Consider the following 16,277-nt stretch of genomic DNA (forward strand, 5'->3'; position numbering starts at 1 on the left):
TAATGAATGCATAATGGTCGGCTCATGCTAGATTATACGCTTCTACCTTGGTGTAACGATAAGGCCCAACAACTGCGCCCCATGTGGCTTTCCCACTTTCTGAATCAATTCCTTTGTCGTAACTGAGAAATGCTGTTTCAGTAGCCTCAAAACCCAAGGAAACTTGTATCTTGTTACCAAGATAAGCAAAACTACAGATATTTCCTGGAGATGGAGAAGCTCTAAACCGATAGATGTGGGGAGCTAGTGTTTCTTGAGTAACAGAAAGAATACAGCCTGGTAACAAATCTAGCTGATCGGATGTTAATGAATTCAGTAAAGTGGGATTATTTCCCGCCCCTTTCAAAGCGGCGGGATCTTTAGGCATATAGTACTGCACTTGCAAAGACTCAGATCTCTGCTGCAATCTCATGATTCTTTGGCGGTAAGGTTGATTGAGATTGACAACATTTGCTTGTTCGGCAAATAAGGTGATACTGTCTTCAGGGAAAAGATTAACTGGTCGTTGCCATAGACGCAGGTGAACATACCAAACAGACTCAGCCATAGCCTGTTCCTGATTGTTGAATTCCCCAGCTAGATAATGACCTAAAGCTATTAACGGTGGTGATAAGCTCATAAAATAGGGCGTATTATCAAAGCTAATTATAAATTAGGGCATGGCGTATTAGGAATTATTCTTTTCCTCTGCGTTTACCCAATCAGATTCTGATCTGCTATTTTCACGATGGCTTAGGTCATGCTGGGCTTTACTGGTGTTCAGACTTTTTTTATAACTTGGCAAAGTAGCCTTTAAACGACAAAATAAGAATACGTCGCCCTTAACATTTTCTTTGTGAATAACGTCCGTACAGTCTCTGATACAAAGCGAACTTTCTATAATCTTCATACCCGTCCAATCAATACTATTTACCGTCGGGTAGTAGAAGAGTTGATGGTGGAAATGCATCTGCTGTCAGTCAATGTTGATTATAGTTACAATCCAATTTATGCCTTGGGCGTTGTCACAACCTTTGACCGCTTCATGCAAGGCTATCTACCGGAACGAGATCAAGAATCTATTTTCAATGCCTTATGTCAGTCTGTAGAGCAGGATCAGCAACGCTATCGACAAGATGCGACTAGATTGCAAGCTATAGCTCAAAGTTTGCCAGTGAAGGATTTAATTGATTGGGTTAGCCAAACTACTCACCTAGATAAAGATGCTGATTTGCAAGCTCAACTGCAAGCGATCGCACATAATCCTAACTTTAAATATAGTCGCTTGTTTGCCATTGGTCTGTTCTCATTATTGGAACTGGCAGATCCAGAACTTGTCAAAGATGAAAAACAACGCAATGAGGCACTAAAAGCGATCGCTCAAGGATTGCATTTATCGGAAGATAAACTTAGTAAGGATTTAGATCTATACCGTTCTAATCTAGATAAGATGGCGCAAGCACTGATAGTAATGGCAGATATACTCTCAGCTGATCGGAAAAAACGCGATCAGCGTCAACAACAAGCCAGCACTCCAGTAACTCCTCCTAGTACCAATGAATAATTCGTAATTGTTAATTCGTAATTCGTAATTAACAATTACGAATTACGAATTATTTAAACACCCAGTAATTTGTAGAGTAGATTGTTGATAATAGTGAGTGTAAAAGCTCCTAGTACCGCACTCCAAATGCCATAACGTAAGCGAAAACCTTCCACTAACCAGGCAGCAATACTAAAGCAAGCAACGGCAATCATGAAAGTAAAGATACCAGATAATAAGTCAAAGGTGACTAAATTTGGTATCGTAAATACAAAACTTAAAACTGGTCTAACTAATGCTGTGATAATACCCAGAATTGCTGCGGAAAAGACGGCTTTTCCAGGAGTATCAATTTCAACTCCTAAAGGCAATTTACTAATAATCCACAAGCTGATAGAAGTGACTATCCAAACAATTAACAGTGTCACAATATTCATTGCCGCAACCCTTGAAACGTAAGATGGCAATTGGCGATAAATTACTTAGTCTATTGATAGTAAAATCTTTGTAGCTTAACCAATTATTTATAAATTAGCAGAGATTCTTTCTCTGACGGGAATTTATTTTAGATGTCTTTAGGTTTATCCTGTTTTTCCTGATATTAATAAAAACTCAAAATCCCCCAAGCCCATATTATTGAAGAGGGTTTGGGGGATTTTAAAGCTAAAACTTTTACAGAATTAGTTTTACCTTTTAGGTGTAGAATTGCTGACTCCCGGTGCTTCAGGCATTTGGGGTACACTATTGTTGGGAACTGTGGGCGAAATACCAGGATTTATTCCTTCTCCATTGCTAGGAAATGGAGGGGCTGAGGGCAAGGAAGGGGTAAAATTACCTTGTGTATCAGTACCTGGAATTGGCACCGTATTAGGTATGCTTGGCACAAAAGATGGAATTGGTGAATTCGTGAATGATTGAGATGGTCCGGGAATAATTCCCAAAGAGACACGATTTCCTCCGACTTGTCTGAGCAAATCTAATGTTTGAATAACATCATTATAAGTGGCTGTGCGTGATGCATTCAGCACTAAAATACCATTAGGATTTGCTGCGACATACTGCCTTAAACGTGACTCTAATTCATCTTTTCTAACAGGATCTTTTTCGATGTAAGTTTGACCAACAGCATCAATAGTTACAGGTAAAATGTCACTTTTGCTCTGTGAACTAGCAGCAGAAGTTGAACCTGTGCTGGCTTTGGGTAAATCAACATTAATTGCTTGTTGCCTAGTAAATTGCAACGCTGCTAACAGAAAAAAAGTCAGGATACAAAAAACGACATCAATTAACGGGATGATTTGAATTTGGACTTCTTCAATGGGTGTATGTAAGTTAACTTTCATTTTCTAGCTCTTGTGCCGAGTTAGGGTTGGGATTCTGAGCCGTATTCTCTGTTGGGGATTCAGGAGCGGTAAACTTGCTTTTCCCGCGCTTGCGGGGTGAATTAAAGCTTTCTCTGCCAGTATCCCGTGCTATTCCTGATGTACTTTTGTGAGGATCAGGAGGAGACTGGCGATAAAGTAACTCTAAATCATTGCCGGCTTTGTTAAAAACCTTGACTTGGTTGACAACAAAACTCTGAAACAGGCGATAAAATACCAAAGTTGCGATCGCAACTATTAAGCCGGCGGCGGTACTAATCAGAGATTCCCCAATCCCAGTAGTTACCCCAGCGGTCGATTCAGTACCCAAATCACCAATGCGAATTGAGCGCAAAGACTGAATCAAACCTAAAACCGTACCCAACAATCCTAACAGCGGAGAGAGAGCAATCACAGATTCTAAAAGTTTTTCGCCTCGTCGCATCCCGGCTACTTCTTCAGCCGCAGTTGATTCCAAAGCCAGTCGAAAGGTTTCTGCATCACCTCTTTGTAAACGTAGCGGTGCATAGAGAAAACGTCCAATCGGCTGATCAGTAGCTCTTTCGGCAATTTCCGTAGCTATTTCCCAATTCTCAGTCGCAGCATCAAGGACGCGCTCAACGATTTCCTTTTCCTGCATCAAAATCCGCAACCAGAACCATAGGCGCTCGAAAATGACACTTACAGATAGAACTGACAGCACCAGCAAAGGCCACATTGCTGGGCCGCCCTTATCAAAAAGATCTAAAATATCCACTGTGTAGGTTTCCTCCCTCCATTACTAGAGCAACAATGCCGAAGCATTTTAATTTTAGAGACTAATGCACCATTGCCACACCACTCATCTACTCTATCGCTAGGTAAGTAGTTTAACGACTTCTTAGTAGTACCATCTTCTATACACACTAGGACGGTTATTCCCACCGGGAGTTTAAAGCAGAATTTGCCAAAATAAAAATAACCGGAGGTTAAAAATATGAACTTCTCAATTCAATCGCTTTATAGCTGGTATCGGAACACACTTCGTAATCCTAAATATCGTTGGTGGGTGATTTTCGGCACGATAGCTTATCTGATTAGCCCTATTGATATTGCTCCCGACTTTATACCCGTTATTGGACAAATTGATGATGTCTTGCTTTTAACATTACTAGTTTCGGAAGTTTCTGGATTAGTAATTGACGGTTGGAAAGCCAAAAAAGGCAATGTAGAAACTAGCACCAACGAGTCAACATCTACAGACAACACCGTTGATGTTGATGCTGTTTCTGTGAAGTAAGTTTTTAACGCAGAGGAACGCGGAGGTTAACGCAGAGGGACGCGGAGTTAGAGGTTGTTAGCTACGCGTTTGATGCCATCTTTGAGGTGGAGGACGTTAAAGTTGATGAGGAGTCCTAGTTTGCATTTGGCTAGTTTGAGATATGTGAGAAGTTGAACAGAGTGAATTGGGTTTAAGGATTCTACTGCTTTAACTTCGACGATGATTTTGTTTTCGACTAGCAAATCTAACCGATAAGCACAATCTAATTTGACATTTTCGTAAATCAACGGGACAGGAATTTGTCTACCAATATTGAGATTGGCTTTTTTGAGTTCATAGTCTAAACATTGCTCATAAGCTGACTCTAACAACCCAGGCCCCAACGCAGTATGTACCCTCATCGCACAACCAATAATCAACCCACTCAACTCATTCTCTTGCATTCTCCGCGTTCCTTTGCGCTTACCTCTGTGTTCCTCTGCGTTTAAACATCTTCTCCAAACTCTATCAAGAACCTAAACGCCTTCAAAATATAATTAGCGCAATCTTGAGGAGAAGTGTTGTAAAAATGTGGCCATGCCAAACCTTTATCTTCATCATAATGATGACTCCGATGGGGATGATTTTCCAACCACGCTAACCGCACTGCGTGACCGATTAATACATCTAAAACTATATATTCTTCAATTTGCAAGCTGGGATTATTAGCGACTATTGCCGCTAATTCCATCAAGGCTTCTGCATTAACTTGGCGATATTCTGGAGCTTCAATTTTATTGAGTAAATGTTCAACTAGCAAAGCAAAATTTCTTTCTCCTGCTGTCATTTCAGACAACATCACTTCACTATCTAAGCGATTACGCCGTTCTAATTTATCGCCAATGACTAAACCTTTGCAATGTTGCATTAATAGCCAGACTTGTTTAAAAAAGTCTTTAGGAACACGGTTGATTGCGCCTTCTGCTTGGCGAAATCTGCGCCAATTTTCTGGAGAAACTGCGATTTCTTCGCTAATTGCTGGTAACACTACCCAAGCGATATCACTTTCTTTTTGCTTGACGTGTAATGATTCTTGTTGACGCAATAAACCACTCACACCAGTATATCCGGTTAGTACTTTATGCAGGCGAATTTTTACTTCAAAAGGTGAAAGTTGCATTAAGTAATCATAAGCTTCATCTTGAGTAACACGCAATTCCTGAGCTATTTCGCTGGTAATTAAGAGAATGAGATAACCGACTCTGAGGGTGAGCAGTCCTTGAAATAATTCTGGTTCTGATTTAATTAATACACCCAGATAAATCAAAATCTCTTGCGTTAAAACGCGATCGCGGATATCCTCACGACAGAAGTTATTAATTTTTTCCGCAATTTCATGGTGAGACATGGGTACAACCATTAAGGAAGCCTCACTATAAGCCCTACCCACAGCAATTTGCTTACCTCGTACCACTATACTTGTTACCGCATCAGATAAGCCAATATCCACCATTTGGCGTAAACCCGCAGCCCGTCGCACCACTGCCCACAGACCTAAATCACCGGCTTTAGTGTAAATCTCATCCAACAAATCTCCCACCTTTACCGGTCGTCCAGGGCCACCATATCCCGTGTCAAATTCTAAACCCTGTAACCGTTTTAAAGTTTGCAATAACTCAATTTGTTCATAAATATTTTCTGACGAACGCAAATGCACTAACAATGATCTCAAGTTAGTTTCACATTCCATTTGGAATTCTTGAGTATGTCCTAAGCGCCAATTTTTTCCAGGATGATGAGCTAGATAATAGCAGCGGATACTAGCATTTTTAACCACTGATTGGGAAAATTCCTCATCTGGAATAAAATCAATTGTTTGGATACCTGCTGTGAGCATCAATTGATTTATTCGACCTAATTTTACTTGGACACCGTTACAAACACCATCTTTAAGTTCTTGCATTAGTTCTAATAATGCTTCAGAACCAATTTCTAACATAGTATGAGTTAACATCAAAGTCAGAGTCGGACGACCTAAGTCACTCCAATATTTCTGAATATAAGCTAATTCACTTTTAAGTTGATCTACCAAAAAATGGTAATCAAGTGTTAAATAAAATTGCTGAGAATCTAAAAAAGACGGTAAAAATACAACTGTTTCTCCACAAATTCTAAAAATTCTTGATGTGGTTAAACTCCGCAAACGTCTGACCGGGCGACCAGTTAAACCAAGTTTATCATTACGACCAATTTGCGTAAAAATGTGGGAAAGATCCCCAGCTTTTCTAACTTGAATTGGTTCAACTTGGGTAGGAGTTTGGGTTTCTATTCCATGCACTTCTAGCTTTGCTTGTAATTCTTCATCTTCTGCTAATAAGGCAATTTGAATTAACGCTTCACGTTTTTTATTTATACATAAATGTCTACCTAAAGGATCTAGTTCTCCTACAGCTATTAATCCTTCACTCAACATTTGACCGAGAAAATATAAACTTTGCGCCCACACTAAGGGGACATTTTCATTAGGTAAACGGGGTTGAGTTTGTGGGTTTAATTTTTCTGCTTCGACGTTTTCAGCAGGAACATAATAAAGTTCTGGTAATAGCCACATTTCATCACTTTCTATAAGTAATGATTCTAATAATGCTTGATATTTTTTAACTTGTTCTTGTTCACCTCGAAATAATCCATCAAGAACTAAATAAGTAAAAAACAAAGGCCATTCACATTCAATGTTTTCAAATTGCTTTAATTCCCCAGGTTCGTAATGTAAGCGTTGGGTATCTTCTAAAACAGTTTGATGTCCATCACGGAGAAAACGTTTACAGCCGTATTTACCTGCCAGTTTGGTAATAATTTTATTAAAAGTTCGTTCATACAATTGCACATCTTCCACAGCAAAAGCAGGATAACTTATAATACTCAACAGCGCTGCATCAACTTCTTTAGAACCTGATTCTCTCGGTAATAAAGACTCTAAGGTAATTCTGGCTCTAGCAATTTCATCTGGTAATACATGGATTACTGAAGTTTGACTTCCATGTATACCAAATAAATTTAGTCCATTGATAGCTTCTAAAGCTGCTTTAGCCATGCCTACAGAACTAGCATTTAATTCCGCACTACCATGATTAATTTTATTTCCTCTTTCCCAAATGCCAAAGTCTGGAGTGCGGTAAGCTCGACCAATATAATAAACTAAATTCTGGACAAAATTAACTTCATCAAGTGTATAAATAATTGATAATCCCCCAGCGGTCATTTGCGCCAACATCAGTAAAAATATTGATGTAGCATCAAGTTGCAAATGTCCCCATTCATCATCACCAACTACAATATCACCAGTAGTAGTGTTGTACTTGGCGTGCAGTCCATCTAGTAGAGATTGGGTATGTTTAAATGTTTCTACTTTATGTGCTTGTCGCATCATCGCAAACAGCAAACCACGCATCAACTTGACAACACTGTGCTGGAGTTCGTAGGTGCGTCCATCATCGTTGTCTAGTTTACGATATGCCAGTGCTAAACCCCAAACAGCTAAAATGCTGTAGACATTATCTCTTACCCAAGCATCAGTATAATCACCATGAGCGGTAATTGCCGTACTCGCAGGAAGTAAACCTGTAATGGGATTTTGACGAGCAAGAATAATCGTCTTAATTTGCTGGTAGTATAGATCGAGACGAGTTTGCAATGCTGTGGATGTTTTCATAAGTTGCTTGGGAATTGTTTGGGAAATTCAACCTTGTCAAAGCGAGGTAAATGATGTAATTCGATACGGAAGGGCTTTTTCCAATAGTAGCAAGATTAACACTAGCTACTAAGAGTCCTATTTTTACTAAATATGAGATAGTAGGGAATTTTCCTACTTAATTCAGTACCAAAAAACTATTTCTACCCCAATTTTAATCACAATTTGGAAGATACATAGCATTTTCTGATAAATTAGATCATTTGCAATCAATCTCATATGTTAGATGTGATACAAAAGCTATTGGGGATTCTAATGAAATCTTAAATTTAACTAATGCTGGGAGTTTAAGTAGAGAGCAACTAACAAACGGCAAGTTTTGTGGCTCTTTCTCAATCACCTTTATAAAACTTAATTACGACTTATATTAAATATCTTCCTACTGTGATAGTAAATTATTAAATCTAATGAAACTCAAACATATTGATGCTTTAAAAGGAATTGCTGTCCTATTAGTTATTTTGGTTCACACTAGCCAAAGCATTCAAGGAATATCATTACCATTACTATATTTTTCAAAATATGGACCAATGGGTGTGCAATTGTTTTTTATTATTTCTGCCTATACCTTGTGTCTTTCAATGGCAAGACATAAAGGGGAATACTTGAAGTTGCTCAAGTTTGTTATTCGTAGATTTTTTAGAATAGCACCTCTGTATTACACAGCAATATTTTTTTATATGCTTTGGAGTAGCATGAAACTGTATATTGATTCAGGAGCTTTAACAATTGACAGTAAATATAATTTCATGAATCTTTTTACCAATTTCTTATTTTTACATGGATTTTATCTGCCAGCCAATAACAATATAGTTCCTGGGGGTTGGTCTATCGGTACGGAAATGTCATTTTATCTCATTTTCCCCTTGATATTTACCGTATTTAATAAAATCACTATCAGAAAAAATGTTTTATATTTAATATTCCCATTCATCATGCTGTTCATAAATATTATATTTCAATTGATGTTTCAAAAAAGCACTGGATTTTCGTCTGATAATGATTCATTTTTTTATAATAATCTTATTAATCAATTGCCAGTTTTCTTTTTAGGTATCACTTTATTTTTTATAGATAAAAATCAATTACTAAAACATTTAACTTGGCAGATTGATATTATTCTTTTTATTTTATTTACTGCTATTTCCATGATGTTAATGTTTCAACTAAGTATCCCTTTTGAGGGCGCTATCATACCATTTATATCGGGCTTATCTTTTATTTTTTTATATGCTTTGTCTTCAAAAAAGAATTTTCTCAATTATCCAGCTTTGATGAATTTAGGCAAAGTATCCTTTTCTGTATATATATTCCATTTCTTATTTGCATGGGATTTCTCCAGAATAATTTATGGTTATTTCAAGTCTTTTTTACCAGCAAATCTATTATTGATTATGTGTTTTATAATCACAACTATTTTAACGTATAAAATTGCCGTAATCACAGAAAATCTCATCGAAAAGAGAGGGATAAATATTGGAAAGTCATTGATAGAAAAAATACAAAATAAAGCAGTTTAATTAATTAAAAAACTTTAGTCTAAGAGCATGTTTGAAAAGTTTAGGGACGTATAATTTGTCATTCTGTTCGCGTTCGCGTAGTGTGCCGTAGGCATAGCGTGGCGTTAGCCATGTGAAGTCTTACGCAACGAAGAATATGGAGTTTAGCCCACATACTGAGATGCTACGTTCCTCAGCATGACATGGAAGGAGACTTTTCAAACACCCTCTAAAATGCTCAGGGAAAGGATGGGTATGATTCAGATGGCATGAGAAAAAAATAGTATTGATATTGAAGTAACTAAGCCCCTGTTGATTGCTGAACTCTGATGTCTAAATGTAGAAATTATTTCTGACCAACTTACACTTACTAATTGATGCTCAACACGATATCATATAAAGCATCACTTCAGACATCACAGTCTAGAACGCGCCATGAAAGCAGAAACCATTCGCACGACGTTAACAATCCCAAAAGAACTGCTAGAAGCTACAGATAAAGCAGTGCTGGAGGGAAAAGCCAAAAGTAGGAATGATTTTGTGGTGCAGGCTTTGAAGCGGGAATTAGCAGCACAGAAAAGAGCGGAAATTGATGCTGCTTTGGCAGAAATGGCGAAAGACCCTGATTATCAAGCAGAAGTCTTAAAAATGGAGATAGAATTTGCACCAGCGCAATGGGAGGCGTTGCAGCTAGGGGAATCGCCAAGATGAGAAGGGGTGAAGTGTATGATGCGCGTCTAGAAATGACAGAAGGTTCAGAACAGGGAGGAACTCGCCCCGTAATTATAGTCAGTCGTGACGTGATTAATCTATCTAGCCCAGTGGTTTTAGCTGTACCATGTACCACTTATCAAGACGGCAAGAGAGTTTACCCTACTCAAGTTTTAATCTTAGCACCTGATGGCGGATTGAGGAAAGATTCAATCGCTATGGCAGATCAGGTGCGAGTGTTGTCTAAAACCCGTTTTTTACGTCTCAGAGGGGTACTTTCTCCAGTGGTAATGGCACATTTGGCACAGGCTTTAGTGATTGCTTTAGATTTACCAAGTTTGGAAGAAGATTAATCAATTTAAATGTGGGTTTATTTAGCTGAATCAGGGTGCTAATCACCGTATTTCACAGTACAGTATTGACATGAGATGGAAACAAAAATTCCCAAAAAATCGCTGTAAGCTTTATATATTCACGAAAGGAGTGTAAAAATTTCTATGCACATCCATACCCTTGAAGAATGGCAGCATTCTCACGATTTTTCTGTTGACCAAAATCATGCAGAGAGAAACACCAAAATAGTGATGCTGCTGACAGCATTAACGATGGCGGCTGAGATTTTAGCTGGAACTATGTTTGGTTCAATGGCTTTGCTTGCTGATGGTTGGCATATGTCAACCCATGTTGCTGCCTTTGGAATTACGATTTTTGCCTATCAATATGCGCGGAGTCACGCAAACAACCCTAAATATACTTTTGGAACCGGAAAGGTCAGTGTGCTTGGAGGTTTTACAAGTGCAGTTGCACTGGCTGTCATCGCTTTTGTGATGGGACTTGAATCGCTGGGACGTTTTTTTCAGCCTCAAACTATTCAGTTTAATGAAGCAATTGGTGTTGCTATCATTGGGTTAGTTGTTAATATAGCCAGTGCTTTTTTGTTGCAAGATGATCATCACCATGAACATGATTACGATCATCATGACCACCATGATCATAATCTTCGTGCTGCTTATATTCATGTTTTAGCAGATGCACTAACTTCTGTTTTTGCCATTATTGCTTTATTCGCTGGTAAGTTTCTGGGTTGGGTTTGGATGGATGCAGTAATGGGATTTGTTGGGGCAGCTGTGATTGGAAAATGGTCTTATGGTTTGGTGCGTGACACTGGTGCAATTTTGCTAGATGGAGCAATTGATAAACCAACAAAGTTAGCTATTGTCAATGCTATTGAAGAAGACGCTGATAATCGGGTTACAGATTTGCATATTTGGTATGTGAGTCAGCATCATTTGGCAGCTACAATTTCCCTGGTTACTCATTACCCGCAAACACCAGAATATTATAAAAACTTACTTAAAGATATTCCCTCTCTAGCTCATGTATCTGTGGAAGTTAATCATTGCCACGGGGAACCTTGTGTAGATGTTCAAGCCGTTTAAAATGGTCGCTGCTGCTGTAGGTCATAATAGTTTCAAGTCTATATTGTTTTAGGAGATGCGATAGCTGCGCTCGCCGAAGGCATCGCACAGCGCTCCGTAGGAATTGTATGATTATTGCTCCAAGCAATTTGACAACAACTCATTTCATCCCAGATAAGTAGCGTATTTTCAAAAAAATAGGTATTTTTTACAGGGGAAGGTCGTTGAATAACCGTTCTGTTGATTTAACTAATCTATTATGAGATTGACGCTGTTCTTTTACCGTGGTAAAAGTTTGAATAATGGGAGTTAAACAACGTTTTGCATCTTCATATCCACGCTGTTTCAGTTCTGTTATACGTTCATAACTGAAATCTAACCAACTATCAATTAAGCCGATAATTGGCATTTCTGATTTATTAATTGGCTGTTCTGGTTTAATTTCAATGATGGTTTGTTCTGCAAAATCATGACGATTCCAAGTTACTCCATTATTAAGATGAATAATAATTGCATGAGTACAACCACGCGCAACTAAAGCTCTTAAAGGGACGTTATCAGCTAAACCACCATCAACATAAGATTTTCCATTTACTTCTCGACTAGGAAATGCTAAAGGAAGTGCAGCACTAGCTAAAAGTAAATTGTATAAGGTTTCATCATCTCTAAAATCTTGTACACAAAGCCAGTGAGCATCTGTTCCTGTGCGGGCGCGGACAAAATCAATTAACCAATCGTAACCTAAACCGGGAATTTTCAAAGATGGAAATACTGTCACCCATAATTCAATTCCATTTATCAGGTTGCTGGGATTGATTGTTTCTCTTAATAGTTGCTCAATAGGTGCAGGGTCAAAAATGGCGCTAGAATCTTGTAATAATCCTTGTTCTAGCACAAAATGAAGCATCCATTCCCGAAATGTGGGAATAAAAGTTTGAGCAGTGTAACTCAATGTGCGGAGAATTGTACCCGTGTTGGGGCGTAAAATCTTCGCGCCAGCTAATTCTTCCCAAAATTGATTTAGGTGCTGTACTGCTTGAGGAAAGGGGCGATAGGATGATAAAACAGCACCATTAAGAGCGCCTATGCTTGTTCCTGCAATAATGTGGGGAACTAAACCAATTTCAGCAATATATTTTAATGCACCGGCTTGATATGCTCCTTTTGCACCTCCACCAGTGAGTACAAGTCCAAATGTAGGGTTAGCGGTTTTCATATTATTGATTAGAGATATTACTAATTATTGCTAAACAATCATTTGCTGTTTCTTCAACAATAGTGGTGATAAATTCCCGTGCGTCGGTGGTGCGGGAAATACTATCAATTTGATGACGACAGAGATGAATAGCACTTTGAGCAGGTTTATTTGGTCTAACTTCTTCGGGAAGTGTTGCTAGTTCCAAAGTTGTGCCAATAACAAATAAATGGGGTATATTTGTTAATCTTTCTTGGGGAATTGAACGAATTTCTAATAAACCAGCAGTTAATTCTCTATCATCATTTGTCATTGTAGCCCAAGATTGATCTAATAAATCGCCAAGTCCGAAAAAACTGCTAGGTAATTGTTTATGATGAGCGAGAATTTTATTTACTAATAATTGCCGAAAACGGTCTTTATCTCCTGTTTCTAATTCATACATAATTACAGAACTGCTGAATACTTCTCGCGCTAATAATGCAATTTGTACAGCCCAAGGTAGTTTTGTATAAGTTTGTCCAGCAGCCCAAGCGGTGACTATATGATCTAAATCTTCATTAGCAGCAACTCGTACTTCTAATTTACGCACTCGTGATTCAAGATTATTCAGTCTTGTACCGACTTGTTGAGCTAATTGATTAAATTGTTCACTCAGTTGAATGATTGCGTTTTCTTGTGTTTGCAATCTTTGTTTTTGATTACGAATAGCATCACGAGCTTCTAATAATGAGTTTTGAGTAATTTCGAGCGCAATTTGACTAATTTTTAAGGAGTCTGTAAGTTCTAAAACCCAGTTAGATAGTGCTTCTTGTCCTGCTATTAAGTTACCATCTAACAAAATTTGGCGTTTATGATCACTTCCATCTAGTTGAGAAATTAGTTTTCCAAACCAGCCTCTATTTTTGCGATAGCGGACGATATCTTTATTAATTTTGATGCCATTTATTAGGTCAATTATGGCTTTATCTCCCACACAAGGAACTCGTTTTTGGAGTTGTTCTAGTGTTTGAGTTGATGGATTTGTAAAACCTGTATTTTGTTTCAACCTGTTTGAGTCATGAGGATAGAAAAGATTACTCATTGCTTATTCCTTATTAAATCACCTGCATATTCTAAACGAGCATCTGTTTTTTTAGCTTTTTCCTTTGCTTCTGAAAATAAATAATCAAGTTCAGTAACTAATTTCTCTTTTTCCTCAACTTGTAATTTTTGATCCTGCTGTGATTGGATCAAACTTTCACGGTAGTTACTCAAGTAAATATCAAGATCATTAAAAAATATAGAAACTCGCTGTTTAAAATCCTCATCTAAATATTGATTAATGCCATGTTTGATATTTTTGACGCTTTGCTCAATGGATTCATTAGCTTTATCAATTATCTCTGGGAGGGAAACAGTATAATAATCCTCCTTTTTATCAGGACGTTTAACTCTAATTGTTTCTTTTTTGGGAACTAAAAAAAACCAATGTGTAAATTTTCTTTTTTCAACTACCTTAGTTTCATATCCCTGATCTATTAATCTACTATCACTTTTAACTCGTACTTTACCAAAATCAATATCCTCAGAATCAATAGTTAATGTTGGTAATGATAAATTTATCTCAAAAGCTTCATTTAATCGTTGACGCGCTCGGTCAATAATAGGCTGAGTTTCTTGTATCAAAAAATTTGTTAATTTAAGTCGAGATTTTTCAGTTATCTTTCTTACTTGTTCACGCACATCATCTAGTAGCATATCTATTTTTTGTTTAGGATAAGCTATAGCTTGTTCTGCAAAATCTTCCGCTTCTCTCAAACTATTAAATTCAATTACACCACTAACTGTTGGCTTGATCTGAGAATTGAATCGTTTAGAAATCAAATTAAAAAAATTGGTTGCTACCATACCCCCTTTTTTTACTAAATCTGCCCGTTGATATTCTTCTTCAATAAAAGAACCTTCAAGACTAACAGTAGCCTTTTGCTTTAGAGTTTCCAATATTTTATTAAGTTGTTGATAGAGGTTAGTTTTAATATTATCTACTTCCTGTAATCGTTGACGACAATCTTCTAGTGATTGCAAATCTGTTTCTAGTGCTGTAACTTCAAATTTAACTTTCTCTTCATCTTGTGCCATAGCACTTTTGCGAAGTTGTACATCATCTTGTAGTTCTGCCAGTCGAGCAACAGAAATTTTGAGTGCAGATACTATACAACGTGGTGCAGCTTCCGCCATCAAAGCATTAATAGCACCATTTAAAAAAGGATCAAATCCTGACTTTTTCCATAATCTTTCAGCTTTATTTTTTAACTCTTCTACTGTTGTTTCCTCTAATTCTTCTTCCCAATCAATACCAAATACTTCTTGAGCAAGAGAACGTGATGTTTTCAATTCACTAACTTTAACATCTGGATTTTGTTGTAATTCCATTAAAAAATTAGCAGAAGTAAAAGCACGTCTAGCTGATATTTCAAATACTCTATTTATATTACCAACGTCACCAATACCAAATTCAGCAGCAACAAACTTTTGTACCTCATCCGGTTTCATGTCACCATCTCGACGCTGATCCACTTTATTAATTAAGACATATAAACTTTCTTTACCTCTTAGTTTTATTACCCTCTCAACATCTTCTCTCACTTTCTCTGCGGCTTCATTTTTCAATTGTGTGAAATCCAAAACTATCAACACCATTGAACTTTTGCGAAGTTGTTCAGTAACTACAGCTTGAAGTCGCAGATTTTCCCCTGCTTCATTTGGTCCAGGAGTATCTACAATTACTAATTTACCTAAAGTTTCTGATTGCTGATTTGTTTGAGAAAGCCGAAAAGGAGTATGAATCCGGGGAACTTCTGTTAAAGATTGAAGTGGATCTACACTGGGACAAATAATACTGCACAACCGGACAATATCATTTAAACTTGTTAAGGTGAGAGCAATATTTTTGCGTCCTTCCGATTTGTGAGGAACTGATTCTACTAAAGCATTTTGAATCAATTTTGGCATTTCTTGTAAATGAGGATATTGAGCCAGCTTTTCTTGTGCTTTTTCAATTCCCATCTCATTAATTTGCTTCTGCAAAGCCAATAAAGTCTCTTGAAAAACGTCTACTATTTCTTTATGTAGGGTTAAAATTGGTTCTTGCAACCCAGCATCAAAACTAATTTCTGTGGGAAGCGTCGTCATGGCAGAATTGCGACTTGGTAAAATATCCTGTCCGATAATGGCGTTTGTGATAGTTGACTTACCCGCTTTCATCGGTGCTACAATTGCCATTCTTAACTCAAGATTCTTGACTTTTTCAACTTCCTGCTTTACTTGCTGCTCAAAGTCTGCATATTTCTGACTAGAAACATCAGAATTCAATGCTGTACTAGCACGATTCATCAGCAAACTGATTTGCTCTAATAGGTCAATAACATCACTTTGCAAATCTTGGACATTCGGCTTCAGCGTTTGAGAATCCATCGGCTTGTACTCCGCACCTGATTAAATCCACTACAGTAGATTTTCCCTTGACGCAAAGGATTGTACAAACAGTAAAAATACGGAAACTACGCTTTTGGGCATTTATTGTTGTTGTCTGTACATA

The 16,277-nt window shown here is 37.6% G+C and carries 15 protein-coding genes; 6 read left to right on the forward strand and 9 right to left on the reverse strand.

Annotated features, from left to right (window positions below):
* Nucleotides 1-22: 22 nt before the first annotated feature.
* Complete coding sequence (locus AC012T_RS22080) at nt 23-619, reverse strand: CpcT/CpeT family chromophore lyase (protein WP_487060824.1); 597 nt, start codon at nt 617-619, stop codon at nt 23-25.
* 216 nt (nt 620-835) lie between these two features.
* Here AC012T_RS22080 and psb29 point away from each other — a divergent pair, with 216 nt between their 5' ends.
* On the forward strand, nt 836-1,543 hold the full coding sequence (gene psb29 / locus AC012T_RS22085) for a photosystem II biogenesis protein Psp29 (protein WP_487060825.1): 708 nt from the start codon (nt 836-838) through the stop codon (nt 1,541-1,543).
* A 53-nt stretch (nt 1,544-1,596) separates the two neighbouring features.
* Here psb29 and AC012T_RS22090 read toward each other — a convergent pair whose 3' ends face one another.
* The 3 genes from AC012T_RS22090 to AC012T_RS22100 form a co-directional block, all read right to left on the reverse strand.
* The gene (locus AC012T_RS22090) at nt 1,597-1,959 is read right to left on the reverse strand and encodes a phage holin family protein (RefSeq protein WP_438892681.1); all 363 of its coding nucleotides are present in this window, start codon (nt 1,957-1,959) and stop codon (nt 1,597-1,599) included.
* Nucleotides 1,960-2,208: 249 nt separating this feature from the next.
* Nucleotides 2,209-2,865 carry an ExbD/TolR family protein gene (locus AC012T_RS22095; protein ID WP_487060826.1) on the reverse strand — a complete coding sequence of 219 codons (657 nt, stop codon included), beginning with the start codon at nt 2,863-2,865 and terminating at the stop codon, nt 2,209-2,211.
* Nucleotides 2,855-3,640, reverse strand: coding sequence for a MotA/TolQ/ExbB proton channel family protein (locus AC012T_RS22100; protein ID WP_487060827.1), 786 nt, complete (start codon nt 3,638-3,640; stop codon nt 2,855-2,857). Before AC012T_RS22100 ends, AC012T_RS22095 begins: the two co-directional genes overlap by 11 nt.
* A 219-nt stretch (nt 3,641-3,859) precedes the next feature.
* Here AC012T_RS22100 and AC012T_RS22105 point away from each other — a divergent pair, with 219 nt between their 5' ends.
* A complete protein-coding gene (locus tag AC012T_RS22105) occupies nt 3,860-4,162 on the forward strand; it encodes a YkvA family protein (RefSeq protein ID WP_487060828.1) in 303 nt (100 codons plus the stop codon).
* A gap of 47 nt (nt 4,163-4,209) precedes the next feature.
* Here AC012T_RS22105 and AC012T_RS22110 read toward each other — a convergent pair whose 3' ends face one another.
* The gene (locus AC012T_RS22110; RefSeq protein WP_487060829.1) at nt 4,210-4,587 is read right to left on the reverse strand and encodes a GxxExxY protein; all 378 of its coding nucleotides are present in this window, start codon (nt 4,585-4,587) and stop codon (nt 4,210-4,212) included.
* A gap of 41 nt (nt 4,588-4,628) precedes the next feature.
* Nucleotides 4,629-7,835, reverse strand: a complete 3,207-nt coding sequence (locus AC012T_RS22115; RefSeq protein WP_487060830.1) for a phosphorylase b kinase regulatory subunit alpha/beta — start codon at nt 7,833-7,835, stop codon at nt 4,629-4,631.
* A 446-nt stretch (nt 7,836-8,281) separates the two neighbouring features.
* Between AC012T_RS22115 and AC012T_RS22120 the strand changes: the two genes are divergently transcribed.
* From AC012T_RS22120 to dmeF, 4 genes are all read left to right on the forward strand, one after another.
* Nucleotides 8,282-9,394 carry an acyltransferase family protein gene (locus AC012T_RS22120; RefSeq protein WP_487060831.1) on the forward strand — a complete coding sequence of 371 codons (1,113 nt, stop codon included), beginning with the start codon at nt 8,282-8,284 and terminating at the stop codon, nt 9,392-9,394.
* 414 nt (nt 9,395-9,808) lie between these two features.
* Entirely contained in the window at nt 9,809-10,084 is a 276-nt protein-coding gene (locus AC012T_RS22125) for a ribbon-helix-helix domain-containing protein (protein WP_015215751.1), read from the forward strand.
* Entirely contained in the window at nt 10,081-10,437 is a 357-nt protein-coding gene (locus tag AC012T_RS22130; RefSeq protein WP_015215750.1) for a type II toxin-antitoxin system PemK/MazF family toxin, read from the forward strand. Before AC012T_RS22125 ends, AC012T_RS22130 begins: the two co-directional genes overlap by 4 nt.
* 144 nt (nt 10,438-10,581) lie before the next feature.
* Nucleotides 10,582-11,523 (forward strand): CDF family Co(II)/Ni(II) efflux transporter DmeF, encoded by a 942-nt coding sequence (gene dmeF / locus AC012T_RS22135; RefSeq protein WP_487060832.1) that lies wholly within the window; start codon nt 10,582-10,584, stop codon nt 11,521-11,523.
* Nucleotides 11,524-11,710: 187 nt separating this feature from the next.
* Here the strand turns inward: dmeF and AC012T_RS22140 are convergent, their stop codons facing one another.
* The 3 genes from AC012T_RS22140 to AC012T_RS22150 are packed head-to-tail and all read right to left on the reverse strand — an operon-like array spanning nt 11,711 to nt 16,153.
* Entirely contained in the window at nt 11,711-12,718 is a 1,008-nt protein-coding gene (locus AC012T_RS22140; protein WP_487060833.1) for a patatin-like phospholipase family protein, read from the reverse strand.
* A gap of 1 nt (nt 12,719) precedes the next feature.
* Entirely contained in the window at nt 12,720-13,781 is a 1,062-nt protein-coding gene (locus AC012T_RS22145; protein ID WP_487060834.1) for a diguanylate cyclase regulator RdcB family protein, read from the reverse strand.
* Nucleotides 13,778-16,153, reverse strand: coding sequence for a dynamin family protein (locus AC012T_RS22150; RefSeq protein WP_487060835.1), 2,376 nt, complete (start codon nt 16,151-16,153; stop codon nt 13,778-13,780). Before AC012T_RS22150 ends, AC012T_RS22145 begins: the two co-directional genes overlap by 4 nt.
* Nucleotides 16,154-16,277 lie beyond the last annotated feature (124 nt).

The sequence above is a fragment of the Anabaena sp. EIM26 genome (genome assembly GCF_057568715.1).